General features: G+C 65.0%; 26 protein-coding genes. 8 read left to right on the forward strand and 18 right to left on the reverse strand.

The window, feature by feature from the left end; translation table 11 throughout:
• Nucleotides 1–33: 33 nt before the first annotated feature.
• From QX071_RS19675 to QX071_RS19745, 15 genes are all read right to left on the reverse strand, one after another.
• Entirely contained in the window at nucleotides 34–864 is an 831-nt protein-coding gene (locus QX071_RS19675; RefSeq protein ID WP_315704335.1) for a carbohydrate ABC transporter permease, read from the reverse strand.
• Nucleotides 861–1,754 carry a sugar ABC transporter permease gene (locus QX071_RS19680; RefSeq protein WP_315704943.1) on the reverse strand — a complete coding sequence of 298 codons (894 nt, stop codon included), beginning with the start codon at nucleotides 1,752–1,754 and terminating at the stop codon, nucleotides 861–863. The genes QX071_RS19675 and QX071_RS19680 overlap by 4 nt, the downstream gene beginning before the upstream one ends.
• Before the next feature lie 106 nt (nucleotides 1,755–1,860).
• A complete protein-coding gene (locus tag QX071_RS19685; RefSeq protein WP_315704336.1) occupies nucleotides 1,861–3,144 on the reverse strand; it encodes an ABC transporter substrate-binding protein in 1,284 nt (427 codons plus the stop codon).
• Nucleotides 3,141–4,262: an ABC transporter ATP-binding protein gene (locus QX071_RS19690; RefSeq protein ID WP_315704337.1), complete on the reverse strand. Its 1,122-nt coding sequence runs from the start codon at nucleotides 4,260–4,262 to the stop codon at nucleotides 3,141–3,143. Before QX071_RS19690 ends, QX071_RS19685 begins: the two co-directional genes overlap by 4 nt.
• Before the next feature lie 144 nt (nucleotides 4,263–4,406).
• Nucleotides 4,407–5,102, reverse strand: coding sequence for a VIT1/CCC1 transporter family protein (locus tag QX071_RS19695; RefSeq protein WP_315704338.1), 696 nt, complete (start codon nucleotides 5,100–5,102; stop codon nucleotides 4,407–4,409).
• A gap of 80 nt (nucleotides 5,103–5,182) precedes the next feature.
• Entirely contained in the window at nucleotides 5,183–5,746 is a 564-nt protein-coding gene (locus QX071_RS19700) for a cytochrome b (protein WP_315704339.1), read from the reverse strand.
• 138 nt (nucleotides 5,747–5,884) lie between these two features.
• Entirely contained in the window at nucleotides 5,885–7,288 is a 1,404-nt protein-coding gene (locus tag QX071_RS19705; RefSeq protein ID WP_315704340.1) for a HAMP domain-containing sensor histidine kinase, read from the reverse strand.
• Nucleotides 7,285–7,950, reverse strand: coding sequence for a response regulator transcription factor (locus tag QX071_RS19710; protein ID WP_315704341.1), 666 nt, complete (start codon nucleotides 7,948–7,950; stop codon nucleotides 7,285–7,287). Before QX071_RS19710 ends, QX071_RS19705 begins: the two co-directional genes overlap by 4 nt.
• The gene (locus QX071_RS19715; RefSeq protein WP_315704342.1) at nucleotides 7,950–8,396 is read right to left on the reverse strand and encodes a PepSY domain-containing protein; all 447 of its coding nucleotides are present in this window, start codon (nucleotides 8,394–8,396) and stop codon (nucleotides 7,950–7,952) included. Before QX071_RS19715 ends, QX071_RS19710 begins: the two co-directional genes overlap by 1 nt.
• A 22-nt stretch (nucleotides 8,397–8,418) precedes the next feature.
• Nucleotides 8,419–8,820 carry an arsenate reductase (glutaredoxin) gene (gene arsC, locus QX071_RS19720; RefSeq protein WP_315704343.1) on the reverse strand — a complete coding sequence of 134 codons (402 nt, stop codon included), beginning with the start codon at nucleotides 8,818–8,820 and terminating at the stop codon, nucleotides 8,419–8,421.
• A complete protein-coding gene (gene arsB / locus QX071_RS19725; protein ID WP_315704344.1) occupies nucleotides 8,817–9,872 on the reverse strand; it encodes an ACR3 family arsenite efflux transporter in 1,056 nt (351 codons plus the stop codon). Before arsB ends, arsC begins: the two co-directional genes overlap by 4 nt.
• Before the next feature lie 3 nt (nucleotides 9,873–9,875).
• Complete coding sequence (locus QX071_RS19730; protein WP_315704345.1) at nucleotides 9,876–10,403, reverse strand: arsenate reductase ArsC; 528 nt, start codon at nucleotides 10,401–10,403, stop codon at nucleotides 9,876–9,878.
• Entirely contained in the window at nucleotides 10,396–10,758 is a 363-nt protein-coding gene (locus QX071_RS19735) for a metalloregulator ArsR/SmtB family transcription factor (RefSeq protein ID WP_315704346.1), read from the reverse strand. The genes QX071_RS19730 and QX071_RS19735 overlap by 8 nt, the downstream gene beginning before the upstream one ends.
• Nucleotides 10,759–10,941: 183 nt before the next feature.
• Nucleotides 10,942–11,286, reverse strand: a complete 345-nt coding sequence (locus QX071_RS19740; protein ID WP_315704347.1) for a cytochrome c — start codon at nucleotides 11,284–11,286, stop codon at nucleotides 10,942–10,944.
• A gap of 10 nt (nucleotides 11,287–11,296) precedes the next feature.
• Nucleotides 11,297–12,529: a molybdopterin-dependent oxidoreductase gene (locus QX071_RS19745; protein ID WP_315704348.1), complete on the reverse strand. Its 1,233-nt coding sequence runs from the start codon at nucleotides 12,527–12,529 to the stop codon at nucleotides 11,297–11,299.
• A gap of 258 nt (nucleotides 12,530–12,787) precedes the next feature.
• Between QX071_RS19745 and QX071_RS19750 the strand changes: the two genes are divergently transcribed.
• The 4 genes from QX071_RS19750 to QX071_RS19765 all read left to right on the forward strand — a co-directional run bounded on the left by QX071_RS19750 (nucleotide 12,788) and on the right by QX071_RS19765 (nucleotide 16,641).
• The gene (locus QX071_RS19750; protein WP_315704349.1) at nucleotides 12,788–13,105 is read left to right on the forward strand and encodes a metalloregulator ArsR/SmtB family transcription factor; all 318 of its coding nucleotides are present in this window, start codon (nucleotides 12,788–12,790) and stop codon (nucleotides 13,103–13,105) included.
• A 47-nt stretch (nucleotides 13,106–13,152) separates the two neighbouring features.
• Nucleotides 13,153–14,523, forward strand: a complete 1,371-nt coding sequence (locus tag QX071_RS19755; protein WP_315704350.1) for an NAD(P)-binding domain-containing protein — start codon at nucleotides 13,153–13,155, stop codon at nucleotides 14,521–14,523.
• Nucleotides 14,524–14,538: 15 nt separating this feature from the next.
• Nucleotides 14,539–15,726 carry an MFS transporter gene (locus QX071_RS19760; RefSeq protein ID WP_315704351.1) on the forward strand — a complete coding sequence of 396 codons (1,188 nt, stop codon included), beginning with the start codon at nucleotides 14,539–14,541 and terminating at the stop codon, nucleotides 15,724–15,726.
• A 258-nt stretch (nucleotides 15,727–15,984) separates the two neighbouring features.
• Entirely contained in the window at nucleotides 15,985–16,641 is a 657-nt protein-coding gene (locus QX071_RS19765) for a TetR/AcrR family transcriptional regulator (protein WP_315704352.1), read from the forward strand.
• 11 nt (nucleotides 16,642–16,652) lie between these two features.
• Here QX071_RS19765 and QX071_RS19770 read toward each other — a convergent pair whose 3' ends face one another.
• Nucleotides 16,653–17,375, reverse strand: coding sequence for a GntR family transcriptional regulator (locus QX071_RS19770; protein WP_315704353.1), 723 nt, complete (start codon nucleotides 17,373–17,375; stop codon nucleotides 16,653–16,655).
• Nucleotides 17,376–17,566: 191 nt separating this feature from the next.
• On the opposite strand from QX071_RS19770, the gene QX071_RS19775 reads away from it, so the two are divergent.
• Genes QX071_RS19775 through QX071_RS19790 form a run of 4 tightly spaced genes read left to right on the forward strand, consistent with a single transcriptional unit; the run spans nucleotide 17,567 to nucleotide 22,293 of the window.
• On the forward strand, nucleotides 17,567–18,460 hold the full coding sequence (locus QX071_RS19775) for a VOC family protein (protein ID WP_315704354.1): 894 nt from the start codon (nucleotides 17,567–17,569) through the stop codon (nucleotides 18,458–18,460).
• Between the two features lie 42 nt (nucleotides 18,461–18,502).
• A complete protein-coding gene (locus tag QX071_RS19780; protein WP_315704355.1) occupies nucleotides 18,503–20,053 on the forward strand; it encodes a bifunctional 3-(3-hydroxy-phenyl)propionate/3-hydroxycinnamic acid hydroxylase in 1,551 nt (516 codons plus the stop codon).
• A 31-nt stretch (nucleotides 20,054–20,084) separates the two neighbouring features.
• On the forward strand, nucleotides 20,085–21,410 hold the full coding sequence (locus QX071_RS19785) for an MFS transporter (protein ID WP_315704356.1): 1,326 nt from the start codon (nucleotides 20,085–20,087) through the stop codon (nucleotides 21,408–21,410).
• A 31-nt stretch (nucleotides 21,411–21,441) separates the two neighbouring features.
• The gene (locus QX071_RS19790; RefSeq protein WP_315704357.1) at nucleotides 21,442–22,293 is read left to right on the forward strand and encodes a fumarylacetoacetate hydrolase family protein; all 852 of its coding nucleotides are present in this window, start codon (nucleotides 21,442–21,444) and stop codon (nucleotides 22,291–22,293) included.
• Nucleotides 22,294–22,358: 65 nt separating this feature from the next.
• Here the strand turns inward: QX071_RS19790 and QX071_RS19795 are convergent, their stop codons facing one another.
• Both QX071_RS19795 and QX071_RS19800 read right to left on the reverse strand, forming a co-directional pair.
• Nucleotides 22,359–23,954, reverse strand: a complete 1,596-nt coding sequence (locus tag QX071_RS19795; RefSeq protein ID WP_315704358.1) for a DHA2 family efflux MFS transporter permease subunit — start codon at nucleotides 23,952–23,954, stop codon at nucleotides 22,359–22,361.
• Entirely contained in the window at nucleotides 23,951–25,240 is a 1,290-nt protein-coding gene (locus QX071_RS19800) for an HlyD family secretion protein (protein ID WP_315704359.1), read from the reverse strand. Before QX071_RS19800 ends, QX071_RS19795 begins: the two co-directional genes overlap by 4 nt.
• Nucleotides 25,241–25,345: the final 105 nt, after the last annotated feature.

The following is a 25,345-nucleotide window of genomic DNA, read 5'->3' on the forward strand; positions in this document are numbered from 1 at the left end:
CTAACCGCCGGTTGTGCGATTGGTTCCCGCCGGCTATCTGATCCCGGCACGCAGAAAGCTCTGGATGAAGGCGCGCTGGAAGACGAGGAAGGCGAGCATCAGCGGCGCCGACGTCATCAGCGCAGCGGCCGAGATCACCGACCAGTCGACGCCCTGGTCCACCGAGGCGAACACCTGCAGGCCGACCGTCAAAGGCCGCGTCTCGACCGAATTGGTCACGATCAAGGGCCACAGGAAGTTGTTCCAGTGATAGCTGACCGAGACGAGGCCATAGGCGACATAGACCGGCCGCGCCAGCGGCAGGTAGACCCTTAAGATCGTCTGCAGCGTGGTCGCGCCTTCCATGCGCGCGGCATCGTCGAGCTCTTTCGGGATCGACTTGAAGGTCTGGCGCAACAGGAAGATGCCGAACGCCGACGCCACATAGGGCAGCCCGATGCCGGTCAGGGTATCGATCAGGCCGAGCGTCTGCAGGCTGCGATAGTTCTCCATGATCAGCACGTCCGGCGTGACCATGAGCTGCACCAGGATCAGGCCGAACAGCACCTCGCTTCCGACGAAGCGCCAGCGCGCCAGCCCGAAAGCCGCCAGCGTGCAGATCACGAACTGCGCGGCCATGATGCCGAGCACCAGCACCACCGTGTTGAGGAAATAGCGGGCGAACGGCGCAGCGACCCAGGCGTGGCTAAAATTCTCCCACGTCAGCGGCGCGAGCGGATCGAAATGCGTGGCGAAGGCGGAGGGATGGATCGCGGCCCAGATCGCGTAAAGCAAGGGCAGCGCCCAGATCAGGCCGAACAGCCAGGCGGCCGCGATCATACCCGATCTGATCAGCCGCGCGGAGGATGCCGGCCCTTGCGTCATCGGTAATGGATCCTGCGATCGAGGGCAAAGACCTGCACCAGCGCGACCAGCGCCAAGGCGGCGAGCAGCACCACCGTGAGCGCGGCCGCATAGCCGGTGTCCCAGAAACTGAACGCGACCTGATAGATGTAGAACAGGAGCATCGTGCTGGCGTTGTTGGGTCCGCCGCCGGTCATCGCGATCACCTGATCGACGACGCGGAAGGCGTTGATCAGCGCGTTGACCGCGACGAATAACGTGGTGGGCATCACCAGCGGCCAGGTGATCCGGCGAAACACCAGCCAAGCGCTGGCATTCTCCATCCGTGCCGCCTCATAGAGCACCGGCGGCACCTGCTGCAGCGCCGCCAGATAGAAGATCATGAAGAAGCCGGCCTCCTTCCACACCGTCACCGCCATCAGGGCCGGCAGCGCGGTGGCGGGATCGCCGAGGAAATTGACGCTGGAGAGCCCAAGCCCGTGCAGGAACTGGTTCAGCAGGCCGTAATCCGGCGTGTAGAAGAACAGCCAGATGTTGGCGGCGGCGACCATCGGCAGGATGGTCGGGGTGAAGAAAGCGAGCCGCAATGCTGCACGGCCCGCGATGCGTTCCTTGATCCAGAGTGCCATGGCAAGCGCGAGCGCAATCGACAGTGGCACCGTGATCAGCGCGTAGATCAGATTGTTCTTCAGCGCGAGCCAGAAGATCGGATCGTCCAGCATGTGCCGGTACTGATCGAAGCCGAGAAAGGCCGGCGGCCGCTTGCCGCGGGGCGTCGCGTAGAAACTGTCGACGATGGTGAGCACCGCCGGCACGTGGGTGAAGGCGGCGAGCAGCACGACGGCCGGCAGGGCCAAGAGCCAGCCTTGCACGTGGATGTTGAAATGCGGTGTGCGGCGCTGCTGCTTCATCGACCAGACCGTAGGGCGGGCAAAGGCGCCCAGCGCCGTGCCCACCATCTTTTCTCTACGACGAGCGGTGGGCACGCTTCGCTTTGCCCACCCTACGCTCTAACGATCAGTGCTTATAGGCGGCGAGGATGCGGTCGGCCTCGGCCTGGGCCTGGTCGAACGCGGGCTTGGCCTCCTTGGCTCCGGTCAGGACTGCCTGCAGCGCATCATTGAGCGCCTTGGTGACGCGCTGATTGTCGTGGGTGGAGAGTTCGGCCACGGCATCCTTGAGCTGATCACGGGCCACCGCAGCGGCCGGGAATTCCGCGACATACTTCTTCATCGCCTCGGTCTCCCAGGCGTCGGGCCGCGTCGCGACATAGCCGGTGGCGATGCCCCAGTCCGCGGCGCGCTCGGGCGTCGACAGGAAGCGGGCAAACTCCAGCGCCGCGGCCTGCTTGGCCTTGTCCGAGGTCTTGAAGATGTAGATGTTGCCGCCGCCGGTCGGCGAGCCGCCGCGCACCTTCGACGGCATCGGCGCCACGCCGAAGGCGAACTTGGCGTTGTTGCGGACGTTGGTCAGGTTGCCGGTGGTGGTCCACATCATCGCCGTCTTGCCTTCGAAGAAGTCCTTCGGCGTCGTGCCCCAATCGATAATGCCCTTCGGCATCACCTCGTCCTTGCGGCTGAGATCGGCGAAGAACTGCGCGGCCTCGATCACCTTGGGATCGTTATAGGCAACCTTGGTGCCGTCCTGGTTGGCGAGGATGGCACCGTTCTGCGTGGTCAGGGCCTGGAACAGCCAATAGGGAAAGCCGGAGGACGGAATCTCGAGACCCCATTGCGTCACCGTGCCGGAGGCATCGCGCTTGGTCAGCTTCTTGGCCATGGCGACCATCTCGTCCCAGGTCTTGGGCGGCGTCTCGGGATCGAGGCCAGCGGCCTTGAACGCATCCTTGTTCCAGTACTGCACGATCGTGGAGCGCTGGAACGGAATGCCCCAGGTGTGACCCGACTGGCTGTTCTCCATGAAGGCCGGATAGAACGACTTGATCCAGGCGGCATCGGCCGGCGACGTCGCGATCGCGTCGTACGGTTCGATCATGTCGTCGTCGATCAAGGTGAACATGTCGGTCGAGAGCAGCACGGCCACATCAGGCGCGTTGCCGGCCTTGGCCGCGGTGATCGCCTTGACGATCGAATCCTGGTAGCTGCCAGTGTAGACCGGCTTCACCGTGATGTCCGGATGCGCCTTGTGGAAGTCCGCGGCATAGCCGTCGACGATCTTGGTGATCGGGCCGCCGACTGCAATCGGATAATAGAACGTGATCTCGGTAGCGGACGCAGATGCGGCGCCGAGAAGAGCGGCCGACAGCATGGCAGCGCTGGTGAGCCGTGCGACAAAATTCATGAAATCCCCCGGTTGGACAAAGCTCGATGAGGTGGTGAAAGCGGTTCGACAATGGGTTCAAGTGCGAGACGATCGCCCGTCGTTGCGTCGAAGACGTGGGCGGCCGAGTTCTCCCAGGCGAGGCCGACGGCCGCGCCAAGTCCCGGCACCTGATCGCCGCGCGTGCGGGCGACGAGCGGGCGTTCGCCGATCATGCAGGTGACGAGCGCTTCGGCGCCGAGATATTCGACCGCGGTGACAGGTGCATGAAAATGACCGCGGCCGTCTGACGCATCCAGGGCAATGTCCTCCGGACGCAATCCAAGCACCCGCCCTCGCCCTGTGCCGGCGAACAGCGCCGGCCCGGCAGTGCCCGCAATCACGGCCGCACCGTTCGGGCCGTCGTCGAGATCGAGGAAATTCATCTGCGCACCGCCGATGAAGCGCGCGGCGAACAATGTCGCTGGCCGCTGATAGAGATCGGCGGGCCGGCCGTTCTGCTCGATCCGACCCTGGCGCATGAGGATCACCCGATCGGCCATGCTCATGGCCTCGGTCTGGTCATGCGTCACATAGATCATGGTGATGCCGAGCCGCTGCTGCAGGGCGCGGATCTCGCGGCGCAGTTCCTGACGAAGCTGCGCATCCAGATTCGACAGCGGCTCGTCGAGCAGGCAGACCGGAGCATGAGCGATCAAGGCGCGACCGAGTGCGACGCGCTGCTGCTGGCCGCCGGACAGCTGCGTTGGCTTGCGCTTGAGCAACGGCTCCAGACCCAGCAATGCCGCGACCTCACCGAGGCGCCGGGCCCGCTCCTCCTTCGCGACGCCTCGCACCGAGAGCCCGAAGGTAATATTGTCGGCGACCGAAAGGTGCGGAAACAGCGCGTAGGACTGGAACACCATCGCGACGCCCCGCGCCGCTCCGGCGAGGCCGCGCACGTCGCGGCCATCGATCAGGATCGCTCCCGCCGTCGGCTCGTCGAGGCCGGCGATCAGCCGCAGCATGGTCGACTTGCCGCAGCCGGATGGCCCGAGCAGCACGACGAGATCGCCCTGCGCGACTGCAAAGGAAACGTCGTCGAGCGCGACGGCGTCGCCAAACGCCCTGCTCACCGCGCGCACGTCGACACTGGTCATGATGCTAGGCGTCCAAAAGCTCCGGAACATGCGGCTTATGCCGCGTGGTCCCGCTTAAGAAGCTCTGATGAAGGTTATATGACACGCGCTCCGGCTGCAATCGGCCCGCCATGCGCCGCCGAAGCCGGAGGGGAGCCCTATCGGCTAGCCGAACAAATGCGCGAGCCAGAATGCTGCACCGGCGGCGAGGCCACCGACCAGCAGCGTCTGCAGCGCCGACTTGATCTTATTGACGCCGGTGAAGTGGCCCTTGATCGCGCCGAACGCGACCAGGGCAACGCCGGTCGAGACCACGGAAATACGCAACGCCGTGGTGATGTCGTGAGCCAGCATGTAGGGGATCAAGGGAATCAATCCGCCGACGATATAGGAGCCGCCGATGGTCGCTGCGCTGATCGGCGCGCGCTTCGGATCCGGGCGTTCGAGACCGAGCTCAAAGCGCATCATGAAATCGACCCAGCGCTTGCGATCGGAGGCGATGGCATTGACGACGGAGGTCAAGGTGTCGCCCTGAAGGCCATAGTCCCGGAAGATCGCCGCGACCTCCGCGATCTCCCGCTCGCGCAGATGCTCGATCTCGGCATGTTCGCGCGCCTCTTCCGCCGCATAGTGCTCGGCATCGGTCCGGGCCGCGAGAAAGCCGCCGAGGCCCATCGCGATCGCACCCGCGACGACCTCGGCGAGGCCGGCGGTGACGATCACGTCGGTACTGACGACCGCGGCGGACAAGCCTGCGGCAAGGGCAAACGGCACCGTCAAGCCATCGGCCATGCCGATCACGACGTCACGAACGCTCTCCGATGCCGTGAAATGCTTTTCGATATGCGGCGTCGCGGGCATGCGAACCTCCAGCTCTGATTGAGCGCGGCTTTCGAGTTTGAAGTTCCTGACGAGGTTCTATTCCGCCTGCATGACAATAACTAGGACTGCGCGCCCGGCATCATCCGGAGCAGAGTGCGATCGCGCAGCACGTAGTGATGCACCAGTGCGGCGGCCGCATGCAGGCCGACGATGACCATCAATCCGTTGGCGAGCGTCTCATGCAGCTCCTTCATGTTATGCATGAAGGCGCGATCGCCGATCCAGGGCGATGGGATCTCGAACAGCCCGAATACCGGCAAGGGAAAGCCGCGCGCGAATTGGGTCACGATGCCGAGCACGGGAATGGCGAACATCAGCGCGTAAGTCAGGAGATGGACCATCTCGACGACGCGTCCGGCCCAAGCTCCGAATCGTCCACCGAGCTTGCTCGGTTCGAGCGCCGGCGGCGGATCGAAGAGACGCCAGCCGAGGCGCACGAAAGCCGTGCCAAACAGCGCAAGCCCGAGCGAGATGTGAATGAACAGGCCGACCTCATGGGAGGCGCGTGGCATGGAATCGCCGAGTTCACCGGTGAACCAGGCCGCGAGCACCAGCACGGCCACCAGCCAATGCAGCGCGATTGCGACCGCGCCATAGCCCTTGGCAGAGTTCCGCATGCGCACCGCCAATCCCCCCTTTTGCCAATGTCGATGTATGAGCCGGTGCACGCAGCGATGCAGCTCAAGCATTCCCAGCCGGATAGGCTGCCGGGATAATACGAAGCCCGCGTCGGGGGGCTGACGGCCGATGTCAGCGAATTGTCAGGATATCGGGCGCTGCCGCGAACCAATGCCCACCCCTCCCCCGGGCCGAGGGCATTTCTCGGCAGGCGCGATCTCCACCCTCGCGCCGCCAAGCTCGGAGCGGCCGATCCGAAGCTGCCAGCCATAGGCTTCGAGAACGTCTTGTACGATGGCGAGCCCCAATCCGCTGCCCGGCGCCTGCTGGTCGAGCCGGCCCCCCCGTTCCAGGACGCGAGCGATCTTTCGTTCCGGAATGCCCTGGCCGTCATCCTCGACGATGACGGCCAACGGAGCTGCGCTCGCCACGATGCGCACGGTGCTCTCGGCATGACGCGCGGCGTTCTCCAGCAGATTGCCGAGCACCTCCGCCAGATCGGTGCGGTCCATCGCGATCGTCACCTCGTCGCGCACTTGGCTCTCGAAGGCGACACGCCCACCCGCCGGCGTCCGCGCCAACGTCGCGATCAGTGAAGCCAGCAGCGGCTTCAATTCGGTCGTGGGATTACCGGTCGCGCGTGCCGTGCCGCGCAGGCGCGCCAGCGCGAGTTCACGGTCGACCTGGCGGCTCATGGCTTCGGCAACCGCCTCGATATTCTCTGCAAGCTCCGTTTGGCCGAGCTCCTTCAGGCGCGTCGCATCGGCCGCGAGCGCGGTGAGCGGCGTCTTGAAGCCATGGGCGAGATCGGCGGCGCGGCTACGCGAGCGCACCATCTCCCGCTCCTGCGCGTCGAGCAGCGCATTGACCTCCTCGACCAAAGGCGCGACTTCCGTCGGCACCGCGACCGGCAGATGTCTGCGCTTTCCGGCGCGGATCTCCGCGATGCCGCGCTGGAGCACCGCCAAGGGGCGCAGGCCGAGGCTGACCTGAACCGATGTCGCCAGCGCCAGGACCAGCGCGAGCACGGCCAGCGCAATCGACAAATCCTTGGCGAAGGCCCGGACCGCATCGGTGGAGCGCGCCAGATCCGAGGCAACGGCCGCGCGCACGCGGATGCGGCTCTCGGGATTCATCACCACGCTGCGTTCGGCGACCAGCACGCGGGCGTCGCCGGGGCCGACGATTTCGTGCTGGTGCACTTCGCTCGGTCCTGGCTGGTCGACCGGCAGGACAAGGATCGTGTCCCAGAGCGACCGTGAGCGCAGGAACTGACCGCGATCGTCGCTCACCTGCCAATACAGGCCGGACAGCGGCTCGGCGAAGCGGGGATCCGCCGGCGGCCGTGCCACGATGATGCGGCCGTCAGAGCCGACTTCGAGACCGGTCAACAATTGCCGCAGATGGACGTCCAGGTCGGCCGCAAGCGTGCGCGCGACATGGCGCTGGAACAGCACCACCAGGCCGGCGCCGGCGACACCCAGCGCGAGCAGAATGGCGACCGTGCCGGCGGTCACCAGCCGCAGCCGCAGCGAGCCCCATCTCATTCCGATGGCCCCTGGATCAGGTAGCCGAAGCCGCGCCGGGTCTCGATGATCTCGCTGCCGAGCTTCTTGCGAACGCGGCGGACCAGCACCTCGAGCGCATTGGAGTCGTGCTCATGCCCCAGCCCATAGACGTTCTCCTCGAGTTCGTGCTGGGGCACCACGCGGCCGCTCTGCCGCAACAGATACGCGACCAGACGGTATTCGAGCTGCGACAGCGCCACCGGCACACCGCGCATGGTGACTTTCATCTGGCGTTCGTCCAACGCCAGATCGCCCGAGGTCAGCACCGACGAGGCATGGCCGGAGGAGCGACGCACAATTGCCCGTAGCCGCGCAAGCAGCTCCTCGTTGCGGAACGGTTTTGGCAGATAGTCATCTGCGCCGGCATCGATGCCGTCGACGCGCTCGGCCCAGCTCGCCCGCGCCGTCAGGATCAGCACCGGCATATGCCGGCCGGCGCTGCGCCAGCGCTTGAGCACCGAAAGCCCATCCATTCCAGGCAGGCCGAGATCGAGGATGACGGCACCATAGTCTTCGGTATCTCCGCGAAACCAGGCCTCCTCGCCGTCAGCGACGGTTTCGACCAGGTAGCCGGCAGCCTGCAGCGTTCGCGTCACATCGGACGCCAGCCGCGCATCGTCCTCGACCAGCATCACACGCATCACTTTTCCACAATCCACTCGATCTCGCCGCTATGCGGATCGACATGAACCGCAAGCACGCGACCATCACGACCGATGACCCGGAATTCATAGACCCACCGGCCGCGCTCATGCTCGATGTCGATGCCGGTCACGTCGCCGCCCAACCGGCCGCGCAGCTTCGACAGAATCTGCGCCAACGGCAAGGCATCGCCGGACTCGACGGCACGGCGCATGGCGTCCCAGCGCTCGCGATCGCCGTCGCGCGGAGCGGCCGACGCCACGCTCGCAAGCGAGATCAGCGCGACAAGCAGCGCTGGACGCGTGAGACGTAAAAGACAATGCAGGCGCATGATCATCCCAGCCAGATTAGCACAATGCCAAATCCCGGCTGACAGATCGCTGACAGGGATCAAACCGCGCCCGAAACCAGTGCGGTGGCGGTCTACCTCGCCCGGCCGAAGCATCGCCGCGCTGAGGCGAGCAGCGTTAACGAGGTTCCACCACCTCGCCGTCTTCCTTGACGAAGCGGCCGACCGGCCTGTCCAGGAGATCGATGACCAGCTCCGACGGCCGGCAGAGCCGTACGCCTTTCGGCGTCACCACAATCGGCCGATTGATCAGGATCGGATGCTGCATCATGAACGCTATCAGTTCGTCGTCGGTCCATTTGGGATCGTCCAGCCCGAGCTCCTTGAACGGCGTGCCCTTCTCGCGCAGCAGGGCCCGGACCGGAATGCCCATCGCCGTGATCAGCTCGCGCAGCCGCTCCGATGACGGCGGAGTTTTCAGATATTCGATGACGGTCGGTTCGACCCCGCTCTGGCGGATCATCGCCAGCGTATTGCGCGAAGTACCGCAATTGGGGTTGTGATAGATCGTGACGGTCATTGCCGCGCCTCCATGGCCGGTTTCGACTCGGCCGCTCCGGCTTCGTACCAGGCGCGCGTCGCCTTGACGATGCGGACCACTGACAGCATCACCGGCACCTCCACCAAGACCCCCACGACGGTCGCAAGCGCCGCGCCGGACTCGAGGCCGAACAGGCTGATCGCGGCGGCCACCGCAAGTTCGAAGAAATTGCTGGCCCCGATCAGCGCAGCCGGAGCCGCAACGCACCACGCCACACCGAAACGCCGGCTCAGCCAGTAGGCCAGGCCTGCATTGAGGTAGACCTGGATGAGGATCGGCACGGCAAGGATCGCGATGACGGCCGGCTGCCTGACAATCTGCTCGCCTTGGAAGCCGAACAGGAGCACCAAGGTCGCAAGCAGCGCGACGAGAGAGAGCGGTTGTAGCGTCCGCATCGTCCGCTCGAAGGCGCCGCCGCCGGCGTGGAGCAGCATGCTTCGCCAGACCTGAGCCACCGCCACCGGCACCACGATGTACAGGACCACCGAGAGCAGCAGAGTATCCCAGGGAACGGTGATCGAGGCCACGCCGAGCAGGAGGCCCACCAGCGGGGCGAACAAAAACACCATGATGACGTCGTTCAGTGCGACCTGGCTCAGCGTGTAGTGAGGCTCGCCTTCGCAGAGATTGGACCACACAAAGACCATCGCGGTGCAAGGCGCTGCTGCAAGCAGGATCAAGCCGGCGATGTAGGAGGAGATCTGCCCTGCGGGGAGCATCGGCGCGAAGACATGGCCGATGAAGAACGATCCGAGCAGCGCCATCGAGAACGGCTTGACCGCCCAATTGATAAAGAGCGTCACGCCGACGCCGCGCCAGTGTTCGCGCACCTGGCCCAGCGCTCCGAAGTCGATCTTGAGCAGCATCGGCACGATCATGAGCCAGATCAAGACCGCGACCGGCAGATTGACCTTGGCGACCTCGGCCGCAGCGATCGCGCCGAAAAAGCCGGGCATGACGTGCCCCAGCGCGACACCTGCCACGATGCAAAGTGCGACCCAAAGAGTAAGATAACGTTCAAAAATGCTCATGATTCAAGCCACGTCGTTACGGGAAGATGTCGCTCCTTCGGAGCGGCCGATCTCGCGCAGCCTGGTTCCTAGCGCGAGCTTGTCGATGCTCCTGAGCGGCAGGCTGGCGAAGCTGCCGATCCGATTCTTCAGATAGCGGAACGCGGTCGCAAACGCCGCCTGCTTTTCCAGCTCCGTGCCTTGGACTGCGGCCGGATCCTCGATGCCCCAATGTGCCGTCATCGGCTGACCTGGCCAGACAGGACAGGCCTCGCCCGCTGCGTTGTCACAGACGGTAAAGACAAAATCCATCATCGGCGCATCAGCAGCGGCAAACTCCAGCCAGCTCTTCGAACGCAAGCCATCGGTCGGATATTCCAGGCTTTTGAGGGTGTGCAATGTCAACGGATGCACCGTCCCTTTCGGCGCGCTGCCCGCAGAAAAGACTCGGAATCGGCCGGCTCCATCCTTTCGCAGGATCGATTCCGCCAGGATCGAGCGGGCCGAGTTGCCCGTGCACAAGAACAGAACGTTGTAGACATGCTCAGCCACGGCTTCGCTCCCTTCGCTTCGGCGGACAGCAAGGTTGCAAGCTCTCGACGACAGGCGCGCAGACCTCCGGTTTTCCGCCGCAGCAGTCCTGCAGCAGAAACAGCGCGACCTTCTGGAATTCCGCGAGATTGACGCGATAGACGATCGAGCGGCTGCGCCGCTCCGATACGACCAGGGCAGCGCGCGCAAGCACCGCCAGATGGGAGGACAGGGTGTTTTGCGGCACTTCGAGCAGGCGCGCGAGCTCGCCGGCCGGCAGCCCTTCGGGTTCGTGCTGCACGAGGGTGCGAAATGCCTGCAGGCGGGTCGGCTGCGCCAGCGCAGCCAGTGCCAGGACGGCGTCTTCGTTTTCCATATATCCAGAATTATGGATATACTGATCGATGTCAAGCGCTTCCGCGCCTCTCGACCCGAAAGCAGGTTGTCTGCAAGCAGGGAATTCAGGCGCCCGGGATCACGGCGGACCTGACGTTCGCTTCAGCATCGCCGCGATGCGCGGAAGCGAACATCAAGCTCAAGACGCCATCGGGAGACCGCCCTATTCGTGCTCCGTCCCCTTGGTGTGCACGAGATAGTCGACGATCGAGGCGACATCTGCGTCTGCCACCGGTGCCTTGTAAGCGTTCCGCATCTTGTCGACGATGGCGGTCCAGGCCTTGCGCGACATCGGCGGCTGCCGCAGCACCATCCCGACCGAATGGCAGGCCAGGCAATTGTTGTTGATCGCGTCCGCGCTCGCACCGCCGGGGAACGTACGATCCCCGAACGGCAGATCGACGGTCACCGACTTGAACGCCATCCCCGGCGAGGCCGCATCGATGGACGACGTAAGGGCCAGGATGGCGACCGGTGCGACCATGGCGACGATGAAGGATTTCGACATGGCTTGTTCCTCAGACCGCGTTGATACGGATGGTTTCTATGACGTTGCGCATGAAGCCGGAGCCGTTCCAATAGCTCTCCGTCGGCTGCACCTCGCCTTTCTCACTGGTGCAGCGCGCCATGATCCGATGCTGCCCCCGCCCGGGGGTGAATGATGCTGTCCAGCGGCGGAAGCTGTATTTGCCTTCGTCCTTGCCGAGCACTGCAGGCTGCCAGGTCACGCCATCATCGGCGGAGACCTCGACGCTGCGCACGCCGGCATCACCACCGAACGCGACCCCTCGCAATTCGAGCGGCGCACCCGCGGCCGCCTGCTCGCCATCGCGACGATTGGTGACGAACGAGCGCGGCAGCATGCGGTTGATCGGAATGGACTTGTAGCCGCTCTCGCCGGGCTTCACGGCCGCAAACGGCGTGTCGGGAATGAGATAGGCCTTGGTCATCCAGAAGCCGTCATCGGGCTGCGCCAGCACCTCGATGTCGTTCAGCATCTTGACCCAATAGGTCGAGTACCAGCCGGGCACGATGAGCCGCAGCGGGAAGCCGTTGAGGAGCGGGAGCTGCTCGCCGTTCATCGCATAGGCGATCATCACCTCGCCGTCCCGGGCGTGATCGATGCTGAGCGATTTCATGAAATCCGGCGCTTCCGGCACGACCTGCTGATCGAGGCCATTGAAGCGGACCGACACCGCGCCGGCCTTGACGCGGGCACGATCAAGTACGTCCTTCAACCGGACGCCGGTCCAGCGGGCATTGCCCATCGCGCCGTTTCCCCACTGCGCGCCTGCCACCCGCGGCTGAAACAGGCCGCGCGAATTGCCCGAGCATTGGTTCACCGCGATGATCTCGTAGGGCGGCATCGCCAATAGATCGTTCAGCGACAGGTCGAGGCCAGTAGTGACCTCGCCACGAACCTTGAGGCGGAACGCCGCCGCGTCGATCTCGGTCGGGATATTGGCCCAGTGCCAGCGCACGAAGAACCTGTCGTTGGGCGTCAGCACGCCCTGATCGAACACCTCGAACGGCGTTTCGAGCAGCGGCGGCCGCGTGCGCTGCAGGATCATCCTGCCCTTTTGCGGAAATGCGGCGGTCAGGCTGCGCTCGCCGCCGCCGCCGGGCAGGCCGAGATCGACGCTCTCCTCGGCCAGGGCCGGTGCCGCAAGCAGGGCAAGCCCGGCCGCGCCGATGCCGCTCATGAACTGCCGGCGGCTCTTGAGCATCGGTGTGCGATATTGAACGGACATGGTCATTCCTCCTGAATGTCCTTTTTGGGCTTCAAGAGGGAAGACGCCGGGCATCCGAACCTATTCCATCGTCGCGGCCGATCGATCCGATCGGCCCTGCCGAACAGCATCTGCATGGCAGAACAAAAGGCGCAGTACGCAGCTTCAAAAGGGACGAGGACCCGAACGCATTCGGCGGGCGCCAGCGCGTCCCTATATTTCGAATGTTTTCGAATTAGTGTTGACATCGCTGCTCCGCGAGCGCATCGTACTCCCGCCATGAAAATCGATGACGCCGCCGCCCGACTGGAAGCCCTCGGCAACACCACCCGGCTGAAGATCTACCGGTCGCTGGTGCGCGCCGGGCAAGCCGGCATGCCGGTCGGCCGCCTGCAGGAACGGCTCAAGATCCCCGCCTCGACCCTCTCGCATCACGTCAAGACGCTGGTTGCCGTCGGACTGATCTCGCAGCAGCGCGAAGGCACAAGTCTGGTCTGTCATGCGGAATACGACACGATGCGGGGGCTGGTGGATTTCCTGGTCGCGGAATGTTGCGCCGACGAGACCGGATGTGGAAACGCCAAGACCGCGGCGTAACCTATTTGGCCATTAATTCGATTATGCTAGAATAATGGGAGAAAACAATGTCAACCAACAAGACTGTCGCAATCATCGGCGCCGGCCCCGTCGGACTCGCCGCGGCGGCGCACGTTCTGGAGCGCGGGATGACGCCGATCGTGCTGGAGGCAGGACCTGAAGCAGCACACGCGGTCCGGCAATGGCAGCACGTGCAGCTGTTCTCGCCCTGGCGCTATAACATCGACCGCGCGGCCGCGCGGTTGCTGGCCGACACTGGCTGGAATTCACCGGATCCGGACGTCTATCCGACCGGCGGCGAGCTGATCGAACATTATCTCGACCCGCTCGCGACCAAGACGAAGCTATCCGGCGTCATCCGCGCCGACAATCGCGTCACCGCGATCAGCAGGCGTGGCGTCGACAAGGCCAAGTCGCGAGGACGCGAGCGCGCGCCGTTCGAGATCAGATATCGCAACGGCAAAGGCGAGGAGACATTGCATGCCGATGCCGTGATCGACATCTCCGGCACATGGTTCTCGCCCAACCCGGCCGGCAGCAACGGCCTGCCGGCGCTCGGTGAACAGGCATTTGCCGACCGCATTGCCTACGCCATGCCGGACGTGCGCGGCAGCCGGCGCAGCCGCTATGCCGGCAAGACCGTCGCCGTGCTCGGCGCCGGTCACTCCGCGGTCGGCACGCTGATCGACCTCGTCGCACTTGCCAAGGACGTGCCGGCGACCCAGGCGATCTGGCTGTTGCGCGGCAACGACCCGGCAAGAGCCTTCGGCGGCGGCAGCAGCGACCAGCTTGCCGCGCGCGGCGAGCTCGGCCTCGCCTTTGCTGCGCTGGTGCGTTCCGGACAGATCCGGGTGGAGGCGGAATTCGGCGTAGCGCAGATCACGGAGGCCGATGGCCGTCTTCGGATCAGCACCGGCTCTTCGCCGGATCGCCACGTCATCGCAGATGAGCTGATCGTCGCAACCGGCTTCCGGCCGGACCTGTCTTTCCTGCGCGAGGTACGGCTGCAGCTCGATCCGGCCATCGAAGCGCCGGTCGCGCTGGCGCCGCTGATCGATCCCAACAAGCACTCCTGCGGCACGGTGCGCCCGCACGGTGCGCGCGAACTCGCGCAAGCCCACGAGCCCGGCTTCTATCTCGCGGGCATGAAGAGCTATGGTCGCGCGCCGACCTTCCTGATGATGACCGGCTATGAGCAGGTACGCTCGATTGCGGCCGATATCGCCGGCGACAAAGAGGCTGCGGCACGGGTCGAGCTGGAGCTGCCCGAGACCGGCGTATGTACGCGTGGCGGTGTGGAGAGCATTGCTGCCCTGCCCGGCTGCTGTGGCGGTCCGGCGCCTGCGCGCGTAGACAGTTGCTGTGCCGATGATGCGAACGCGAAGGCGGCCGGCAAATCAGGCTGCGGATGTGCGTGAAGGAGATAACGGGGAATGCAGGCCAGGAGACTGGGCGTCGTCGTCGCCCTGGGGACAGCCCAGACGCTGGCTTGGGGATCGAGCTATTATCTTCCCGCCATCCTCGCCGACCCGATCGCGCATGATCTTGGCCTGTCCCGCAACTGGTTCTTCGCGGCATTCTCCGCATCGCTCGTGATCTCCGGCCTGCTCGGTCCTCGGATCGGCCGGCAGATCGACCGCGTCGGTGGTCGCCAGGTGCTCTGCGCCTCCAATCTGGTGCTGGCCGGCGGCCTTGCTACGCTTGGCGCATCGCATTCGCTTTGGATGATGGCTCTGGCCTGGCTGCTGCTCGGCGTCGGCATGGGATTGGGGCTCTACGATGCAGCTTTCGGCGCGCTCGGCCGCATCTACGGCCGCGACGCCCGCGGCGCGATCACCGGCATCACCCTGCTCGCGGGTTTTGCCAGCACCGTCGGCTGGCCGCTGAGCTCACTCGGATTGGAGACGATCGGCTGGCGCGACACCTGCTTGGCCTGGGCACTCGCGCATCTCGTGATCGGTCTGCCGCTGAACCTGTCGCTGCCGCGCGCGGCGCAGGGCAACGTCGTCGACACCACCGCGGCGAAACCATCGATCCCAATGGATCGTACCATGATGCTGCTCGCCTTCGCGCTGGCGGCCGCCTGGACGGTGACGGCGGCGATGGCCGCGCACCTGCCCCGTATCGTGGAGGCGTTCGGCGCGACACCGGCGCAGGCCGTGTTTGCCGGCATGATGATCGGTCCGGCGCAGGTGGCCGCGCGGGTGTTCGAGGCCGGCTTCCTGAGCCGCTTTCATCCCCTCACCTCGGCGCGGCTCGCCTGCATCACGCATCCGCTCGGCGCCTGCGCCATCGGCCTGTTCGGCGGCGGCGCGGCCGCAGCGTTCGCGCTGCTGCACGGCGCCGGCAACGGCATCCTGACGATCGCGCGCGGCACCTTGCCGCTCGCGATCTTCGGGCCGGACAACTACGCCTATCGCCTCGGGCTGCTCGGCGCTCCCTCGCGGATCTGCCAGGCCATGGCGCCGCTCGCCTTCGGGCTTCTGATCGATTCGCTCGGGCGCGGCGTCGTCATCGTGTCCGCCGGGCTCAGCCTGTCGGCGCTGATCGCGCTGCTGCTGATCTCGGCCTCGTCCGCGGCCGAGCGCGTCAAGAAAGCGCCTGCCAGCGAAGCGGCTTGAGGTCGTCACATTTCGCTAGCGACAACGGCATCGCAGCCGCAACACCGATCAGGGCCAGATATTCAGGCCTCCAGGACAAGTTTCTCCGATCGTTTTTACAAATCGACGGACGCCGAATAAAGGCAGGTATTCCCGGAGATCGCACTGCGACCAACAAACAGTTCTGTCGGTTGTATTGATTGAAGACTCGCGGCCGCTGTGCCAAACAGGTACGAATATGGTTAGTCGCGTTCTCATTTCAAAAACATGGCTGGTCGAATGGTTGCTTCCAAGACAGCGCGCGGCAAGGTCGGCAGGCCTCCCCTGGAGCGGGCCGGCGAGGTCGAAGAGCGGATCCTGGACGCAGCGAAGAAGATCTTTCTCGCGCAGGGCTTTGAAGGCGCCAGCGTCGACGAAATCGCGCAACAGGCACGGGCCGGCAAGCCGACGATCTATGCGCGCTTTCCAAACAAGGCTGCCTTGTTTGCCGCGGTGATTGGCCGGCAGGCCGCACGGAATACGCAGTACGAGAACCTCGTCCCCGAGGGCCGCAGCTTTCGCGCCAAGTTGATCAGCGTCGGAACAGCCCTGATCGAGCGCGCTTTTGCCCAGGAGACCGTCGGCCTGATGCGGACCACCATCGCCGAAAGCCCGCGCTTTCCGGAGCTGACGCGCGAGATCAGCGACAAGGCGCGCAAGCGCGCGGCGTTCAACCTGACAAAGATCATGGTCGAACTCGCAAGCCTGGAAGGCCTCGCCGGCGAGGGCGCCTTCAGCCCCGACAGGATCGAGGACACCGCGCAGATATTCCTCGACATGATCCTGTTCCCGATGCTGGTGCGCTGCCTGCTCGGCGAGGATCTCCGCACGCTGAAGAAGGAGCTTCCCGAACACGTCGAGAAGCGAGTCGATTTCTTTATCGACGCGACCACCTGAGCCGGCGCGCGCTACTCGTGCACGGCGTTCGCGTGCCGCAACTCCGGAAAGATCGTCTCGTCCTGCAGGATCACGTCCGCGGTCCGCTGATAATGCGCGGTCAGCAGCTTCACCGCGAGCTCGACATCAGCGTTCAGGACAGCCGTCACGATCATGGCGTGCTCATCGCCAACCGCACGCGACGGAAACGCCTTGCGGATCGAGAGTCGGCGGTAGCGATAAAGCTGGTCGGCGAGCTGTCCGCAGAACCCGATCAAGGATTGCGAGCCGCAGTTCGAAATCAGGACCCGATGATAGATCCGGTGCAGCCGCTCCCACTCCGGATTGTCCTCGAAGTTGGTGGCATTCAGCGAACGCGGCGCGCGGCTCAGCCGGTGCTGCGCCAGCACCAGCTGTTCCTCCCATTGCGGCGTTGCCGCCGCCATTGACTCGCGCAACGCCAGCGCCTCCACCCAACACCGCGTCTTGGTCAGTTCGGCGAGTTCGGCCCGACTGATGTCCTTCACGTAGAAGCCGCGCTGCTCGCGCACCTCGACCAGTCCATCGGCCGTCAGGCGGTTGAGCGCCTCTCGGAGCGGCGTCTGCCCGGTCTGATAGGCCTCGGTCAGGAAGCGCATCTGCAGCTTGCGCGACGGCGCAAGCCGGCCGGACAGCAGGTCCTCGCGCAGCCGGTCATAGACATGGCTGGCCTGAGTCGAAGGACCCTGTCCCTCGGCCTCCGTCGATGCATCCACTTCCAATCCCCTCAGAATCTCTGGGAAGTAAATATAGACCACAGCAATGAAATCCAATAATTTATAAATTATGTTTGATATTCTGTATTTTTGTAATAAGAGACCGACAGCCGGTCTGGACGCCGGCATCAAAAACGATGCGCTGTCTCCTTCCCTGCCACCGGGATCGAGAGCGGCTGGAGGATGCGTTCATGACCCGGTTCCCGGTTACAGCTCTGCGCAGTGTCGATCTCGGCACGCCGGATCTCGCCCGTTCAGAGGCGTTTTATTGCGAGACCTGGGGCCTGGAGCGCGTCAGCATGGCCGATGGCGTCGTCTATCTGCGCGCGACCGGCAGCGATCATCACGTCGTCGCGCTGCACCGTAGCGAACGCACCGAGCTGAAGGCGGTGACCTTCCGCCTCGCGAGCAGCGACGATTTCGACGCGATCTCCCGAAATGCCATCCGCGAGGGCGCCGTGCTGCTCTCCGCACCTGGGCCAAACATGGCGCCCGACGGCGGCGTGATGATGAGCCTACACGGCCCCGAAGGCGGAGTGCTGCGCTTCGTTCATGGCGACGCGCGTCACGTGCCGAAGCCGCCACGACCGGCCCTTCCTGAGCGCCTCGCCCATGTCAACCTCAACAGCACCGACGTCGACCGCTCCGCCGCCTTCTATGAGAAGGCGCTCGGCTTCCGCCTGACGGACCGCTCCGCAGCGATGGCCTTCGTCCGTTGCAACAGCGACCACCACGCGGTCGTGATCGCCGATGCCAAGGTCAATGGCCTGAACCACGTCGCCTTTCTGATGCCGACCTGGGAAGGCGTGATGCGCGGCGCCGGACGGATGATCGACGCCGGCCATCCGATCGCCTGGGGCGTTGGGCGCCACGGCCCTGGCGACAACGTCTTCGCCTACTTCATCGATCCAGTGGGCACCGTCATCGAATACACGGCCGAGGTGCTGCAGGTCGACGACAGCTATGTCGTGCACGGTCCTGATCATTGGGTCTGGCCGCCCGGCCGCACCGATCAGTGGGGCATCGCGCCACCGAAGGCCGATCACGTGAAAGCCGCGCAGCTCGCGGTCCGCTACGCCGCCTGACCGACTGCAGTTTCTTTGTTCCACAAGCGGGTTTCGACATCCATGTCCGGCAGATCTGGCGCAAACGAATTCGAGGTCGTGGTCATCGGCTTTGGGCCGACCGGCGCAGTCGCAGCGAGCCTGCTCGGAGCACATGGGATCGCGACGCTTGCGATCGACCGTGCGCGCGAGATCTACGACAAGCCGCGCGCGATCGCGCTCGACCACGAGATCATGCGGCTGTTCGACAATCTCGGGATCGCCGACCAGGTCAGTCGCTACGTCGCCCCATTTCCCGCCTCCGAACATTTCGGCGCGCAAGGCCAATTGATCCGCCGCATCGACATGGTGCCCGAGCCCTACCCGCTCGGCTACACGCCGAGCATGGTGTTCACGCAGCCCCCGGTGGAAGAGGTGCTGCGGACCCATGTCCACACCTACCCATCAGTCACGGTCGAGCTCGGCACCACGCTGGTCGACATATGGCAGGACGCCTCGACGGTAACCCTCGTCCTCGCGCGCGAGGATGGCACCACACGCGAGGTCACGGCCGATCATGTGATCGCCTGTGACGGCGCCTCGAGCACGGTACGTCAGCGGCTCGGCATCGCATTCGAGGATCTGGAATTCGACGAGCCGTGGCTCGTCGTCGACCTCCTCGTCAACGAGGCCGCCGCGACGAAACTGCCGGCTACCGCGGCACAGTTCTGCGATCCCGCACGTCCGACGACCTACATCATCGGCCCGGGCAACCACCGCCGTTTCGAGATCATGCTGCGGCCATCCGAAGATCCGCGCGCCATGGAAGAGCCCCAGCAGGTCTGGCGGCTGCTTGCCCCCTGGCTCGCGCCGGACGAAGCCACGCTGTGGCGGGCGGCGAGCTACCGCTTCCACGCGCTGGTCGCGAGCCGCTGGCGGGAGGGGCGCGTTTTCCTGGCCGGTGATGCCGCGCATCAGCAGCCGCCCTTCATCGGCCAGGGCATGTGTCAGGGGCTGCGCGACGCCTGCAATCTGACCTGGAAACTCGTGCGCGTACTGCGTGGACAATCCGGCGAGCGGTTGCTCGACAGCTACGACATCGAGCGCAGCACTCATGTCCGTGAACTCACGACGCGCATCAAGGCGATCGGCCGCGTCATCTGCGAGCAGAACCCGGACGCAGCGTCAGTACGAGATGCCCGGATTCTCGCCGAAGGCGGCGGCGCACCGCGAACCATCACGCGCCAGGAGATCGTGCCGCCGCTCACGCAGGGCCTGCTCGCCGCCCAACCAAGCGACGCAAAGGGCACGTTGTTTCCTCAACCATGGATCCTGCGCGCCGGCGAGCGCGTGCTGCTCGATAGAGCCGCCGGCACGGGATGGCGGCTGGTGCTCGACGGAAGCGGCCCGCCCATTGCGGAGCCGACCGAGGCCCGCGCGCGCGAGGCCGGGATCAGCGTGATCCGAATCGGCGGCGATGGCTGGCACGAGGAAAGCGGGGTCGTTGCGCGCTGGTTCGAGCGACACGGCTGCAGCGCAGCTCTCGTCCGGCCCGATCACTACGTTTACGGCGTCGCCCGCGACGAGACCGAACTCGCGGCGCTACTGTCAGAGCTGAACGAACGACTGCAATAACCACAACAACAACATTCACGGGGAAAACGCCATGCCAACTTCGTCGGCCGAGACGAGCAGGAATGCAGGAGCCCGCGCCATCGCGGTTCTGATTATGCTGTTCCTGTTCCAGACGCTCAACTTCTTCGACAAGCTGGTGTTCGGCCTGTCGGCCGTACCGATGATGAAAGAGCTGGCCTTGAGCCCGAAGGATTTCGGACTGATCGGCAGCAGCTTCTTCCTGTTGTTCTCGCTGTCGGGCATGGCGGTCGGCATGTTCGTGGTCGGCCGCTTTCCGGTAAAATGGCTGCTGCTCATCATGGCAGGCATCTGGTCGGCGACGCAGATCCCGATCTTCTTCTCCAGCTCGGTCGCGGTGCTCGTCCTCTGTCGCATCATCCTCGGCGCCGGCGAGGGACCGGGGCTGCCGACCGCGCTGCATGCCTGCTACAACTGGTTTCCGGCCGACAAGCGCAGCGTGCCGAGCGCGGTCGTGCTGCAGGGCATCAGTGTCGGGCTTCTCGCCGGTGGCCCGATCCTGACAGCCGTCATCGTCAATTATGGCTGGCGCACCGGCTTCCTCGCCTGCGGCCTGCTCGGCCTGGCCTGGATGCTGGCCTGGGCCGTGATCGGCGCCGAGGGGCCGTACGCCGCAACTCATCAGCCCGATGATGCAACGTCGGCAAGCAGGCTCTTGCCTGTGCGCGTGTTGTGGGGCGATCCGACCGTGGTCGGCGTCATCATCATGTCGACCGCGTCCTACTGGATCGTCGGGATGTCCGCGACATGGCTGCCGCCCTTTCTCCAGCTCGGGCTCGGCTACAGGCAGGTCGACGTCGGCTGGATCATCTCGGGCATCTATCTGTTCCAGTCCCCGCTGCTGCTCGGCGGCTCGTGGCTGACGCAATCTCTGCAGCGCCGCGGCTTCAGCCTGCGCGCCTGTCTCGGCCACGCTTCGGGGCTTGCCCTGCTCGCGGCCGGCAGCGCGCTGCTGCTGAGCATCGTGACCTCAGGCCCTCTTCAGCTCGCCTGCGTCGCGATCGCGTTCGCGGCACCGAGCCTCACCACGATCTTCGGGCCGGTCGCTCTCGGCGCGGTTGCGCCTGCAGCCCAGCGCGGCCGCCTGATCGTCGTGATCTATTCCGCAAACGCGGCGTCCGCACTGGTGTCGAACGCGCTCACCGGATGGATCGTGGGCGAGGCTGGCAGCAACGTCCCGCTCGGCTATGCGCACGCGATGACCTTCACGGCCGGCGTGCTGATCGCCGGCGCCGTCTCGGCCTTTGCCATGATCTTCCCTGAACGCACGATCGCGCGCTTCGCGAAATCAGCGCCAGAACAAGCCTCTCCTTCCGCCGTGCCGGCGGTCTCGACCTGACCAGCCGGCTCTTCCTGCTCGAGGACATCAGATGAAATTTGCAAGCTTCACGATCGACAACACGCCGTCCTGGGGACTGGTCGAGGGCGACGGTGTCGCCGATCTCGGGGCCGTCCTGCACGACCGCTTCCCCGACCTGAAATCGGCGATCGCCGCCGACGCGCTGAAGCAGGCGGCCGCTGCTGCGCCCGGCGCGCCGCGGCATCCGCTTGCCGCGATCGGCTTTCTGCCGGTCATTCCCAATCCGGACAAGATCCTCTGCATCGGGCTCAACTACGAGACGCACCGCAAGGAGACCGGCCGCACGGAAGTCGAGAACCCGACCGTGTTCGGACGGTTTGCCAACAGCCAGACGGGACACCTCACGAACATCGTCCGCCCGCGGGTCTCGACCGACCTCGACTTCGAGGGTGAGCTCGCCGTCATCATCGGAAAGCCCGGACGTTACATCACACGCGAAGATGCGTGGCAGCACATCGCAGGCTACGCCTGCTACAATGAAGGCAGCGTGCGCGACTTCCAGCGCCATACCCATCAATTCACGCCGGGCAAGAATTTTCCCGCGACGGGCGCTTTCGGTCCGTGGCTCGTGACATCAGACGAAATCGATGATCTCGGTCCGCTCAAGCTGCAGACCCGGCTCAACGGCCAGATCGTGCAGGAGGCGACGATCAGCCAGATGATCTTCGACATTCCGCGTCAGATCGAATACTGCTCGTCGTTCACGCGGTTGGAGCCTGGCGATGTGATCGCGACGGGTACACCGGGCGGCGTCGGGTCGCGCCGCACGCCCCCGCTCTGGATGAAGCCCGGCGACATTGTCGAGGTCGAGATCGACCGCATCGGGTTGTTGTGCAACGGCATCGCGGACGAGGCGATTTAGCCTAGCGGCTGCGTTCGGCCAGACATCGACGGCGCAGGCAAGCGCTCGCGCCGTCTTCATTCTGCTCAATGCGCCATCGGCGCGGCACCGCCGAGCTTGACGTTGCGAAGGACGAGCGCCAGCGGAATCGCTGCCAGCGAGATCAGCATCAAGGTCCAGTAGACGTCGATATAGGCGAGCAGCGAAGCCTGCGCCTGCACCGTCTGCCCGATCCAGGCGATCGCCTGCTGCTGCGCCTGCAACAGCGAGCTGCCATGGGCGCTGAAATAGTTGGTCACCTGATGCAACGTGTCCTGATAGACTGGGTTCGAAGGAATGGCGGTCTCGACCAGCCGGCTCTGGTGGAACTGCTCGCGATGCGCCAGCACGTTGGCCGCAAGCGAGACGCCGATCGAGCCGCCGGTGTTGCGGGCCGCGTTGATCAGGGCCGAGGCCTGGTCGGTCTTGTCGGGAGGAATGCCGTTATAGGAGGCGGCCGTGATCGACAGAAAGAGCAAGGGCAGGCCGACACCGAGCAGCATGCGTGAGCTTGCGAAGAACCAGAACCCGACATCGGCATAGACCCGCGTCAGATCATACATCGCGAACGCCACGATCGTGGCTCCCGCCATGATCATGTATTTCGGCTGCACCCGGCCGGACAGCCGGCCGACCACGAACATCATCACCATGGTGACGAGGCCGCCCGGCGACAGCACGAGGCCGGCCCAGGTCGCGGTGTAGCCGAAATCCTGCTGCACCATCTGCGGCAGCATCTGCGTGGTGCCGAGCAGGATCGCGCCGGTCGCCAGCATCACCAGGAAGCTGGCGCCGAATTGGCGCGTGCCCACCATCCGCACATCGATCGTCGGATTGCTCCGGCTCATCTCCCAGGGGATCATCAGCACGAACGCCGCGGCGCAGATCGTCGCCGTCGCCACGATGAAGCGGGAATCGAACCAGTCGTCCTCCAGGCCGCGATCCAGCATCAGTTCGAGCGAGCCGAGGAACGTCGCGACCAGCACGAAGCCCACGACATCGAAGCTGTGCCCCTGCGCAAGCAGCTTCCGCCGCTCCGCCACGGCCGAGGCCGGCTCGTGCAGGATCAGCCCGATCAACAGCATCGCCATCAGCCCGACCGGACCATTGATCAGGAAGCACCAGTGCCAGGAGAGGTTGTCGGACAGGTAGCCGCCGAGCGTCGGCCCGACCACTGGGGCAACGACGACCGCTACTCCGAACAGCGCGAAGGCCTGGCCGCGCTTGGCCGGCGGAAACGAGTCGGCCAGAATCGACTGGGACACCGGCACCATGCCGCCGCCACCGATCCCCTGCAGGATGCGAAACAGCAGCAGCGATTGCAGATTCCAAGCGAAGCCGCACAGCACCGAGCTCAAGGTGAACAGCCCCAGGCAAATCAGGAAGAAGGTCTTGCGGCCGAAGCGCTTGGCGAGAAAGCTCGAGGCGGTGAGGATGATGGCGTTGGAGACCAGATAGGTCGTCACCACCCAGGAGGACTCGTCCTGGCTCACGCCCATGCCGCCGGCAATGTACGGCAGGGCGACGTTGGCGATGGTGGTGTCGAGCACCTCCATGAAGGTCGCAAGCGCGACCAGGATGGCAATCAGCCACGGATTCGTGGCTGGCTGCGGCGCAGCTATGAGGGTGGAAGCATCGCTCATAGCACAGCCCTCAGGCGCTCATACAGCGAGGGATGCGGATCGATCCGCACAGTCGGCACCACCGACATGCCCGGACCGAGCGCGACGTCGGCCGGCGGATTATCCATCACGATCTTGACCGGCACGCGCTGCACGATCTTCACATAATTGCCGGTGGCATTCTGCGCCGGCAGCAGCGAAAAGGCCGTGCCTGAGCCGGGCTGCACGCTGGCCACATGGCCGCGGATCTCACGCTCGGGATAGGCGTCGATCTGCAGCGTCACCGGCTGGCCGGATCGCATGTGGTCGAGCTGGGTCTCCTTGAAGTTGGCGGCGACCCACACGTCGTCCGGCACGAACATGGTCAGCGCCGTGCCTTGCGCGGCGAACTGGCCCTCGGCCGCGCCGAGGTTCACGACACGGCCGGGCTGCGCTGCGGTCACGGTCGTGTAAGACAGGTTGAGCGTGGCCTGGTCGCGCTGCGCCTCGGCCTGCGCGAGATTGGCATCCGCGCTTTCACGTTGGGCCTTGAGCGATTCGAGTTGCCGCTGGGCGACCTGAAGATTGGCCTGCGCACTGGTGAGCGCCGCCTTCTGCTGGCGCAGTTGCGAGCTATATTGCTGCTCGTTCTGCACCGTGCCCGAGCCCATCCGGGCGAGATCCTGGTAGCGTTGGGCCTGCTGCTCGGCGAAGGTGAGTCCCGCCTGCGCCTGCTCGACCTGCGCCTGCCCCGCCGTGATCTGCGCCTGCTGCACCTCGACCTGGGCATCGATGTTGCGGATCGCAGCCTGCGCGGCCTTCACCTGCGCCTCGGCCTGCGCCAGCGCGATTCTATAATCGCGATCGTCGATGCGCGCGATCACGTCGCCGGCCTTGACATGCTGGTTGTCGGTGACAGGAACCACGGCGATATAGCCTGAGACCTTCGGCGCGATGGAGAATTGCCGGGCCGCGATAAACGCGTCATCGGTGGTCTCGAAATGCGCGGCGGCGTCGTAATAGACGTAACCGGCGGCGCCCGCCGCCAGCAGCAAGGCGAGACCGACGGTTGCGCCGAGCGGGTGGCGCCGCAACAGCCCGCCGCGGGGCTTCTCCTTCGCTGGATCCTGCGGATCGGCGGGCGGCGCTTCCGGTTCCAAGGGGTGCGGAGCCCGCGCCAGATCTCCCCTCGCCTCATCGGAAGGCTGATCTCCGCGCCACTGCTTCAGCGCCCGCTCCCGGGCGGGAACGGACTGATCCGCGCCGCCCCGCGATGCGGGCGCCTCAGTGCCGGGCGCCTTTGTGGTGGTGAATGCTTGATTTGCCATAATCAGGGGTCCATATAAATAGAACGGAACCGTTTCGTTCCATACGTAAGCGGGCCGTGCTTGCGACGCAATGGCAGCGGCTGGACCTGAGACCTAAAATTTCTG

This window comes from Bradyrhizobium sp. SZCCHNS1022 (assembly GCF_032484835.1).
In the GTDB taxonomy this organism is placed as follows: Bacteria; Pseudomonadota; Alphaproteobacteria; order Rhizobiales; family Xanthobacteraceae; genus Bradyrhizobium.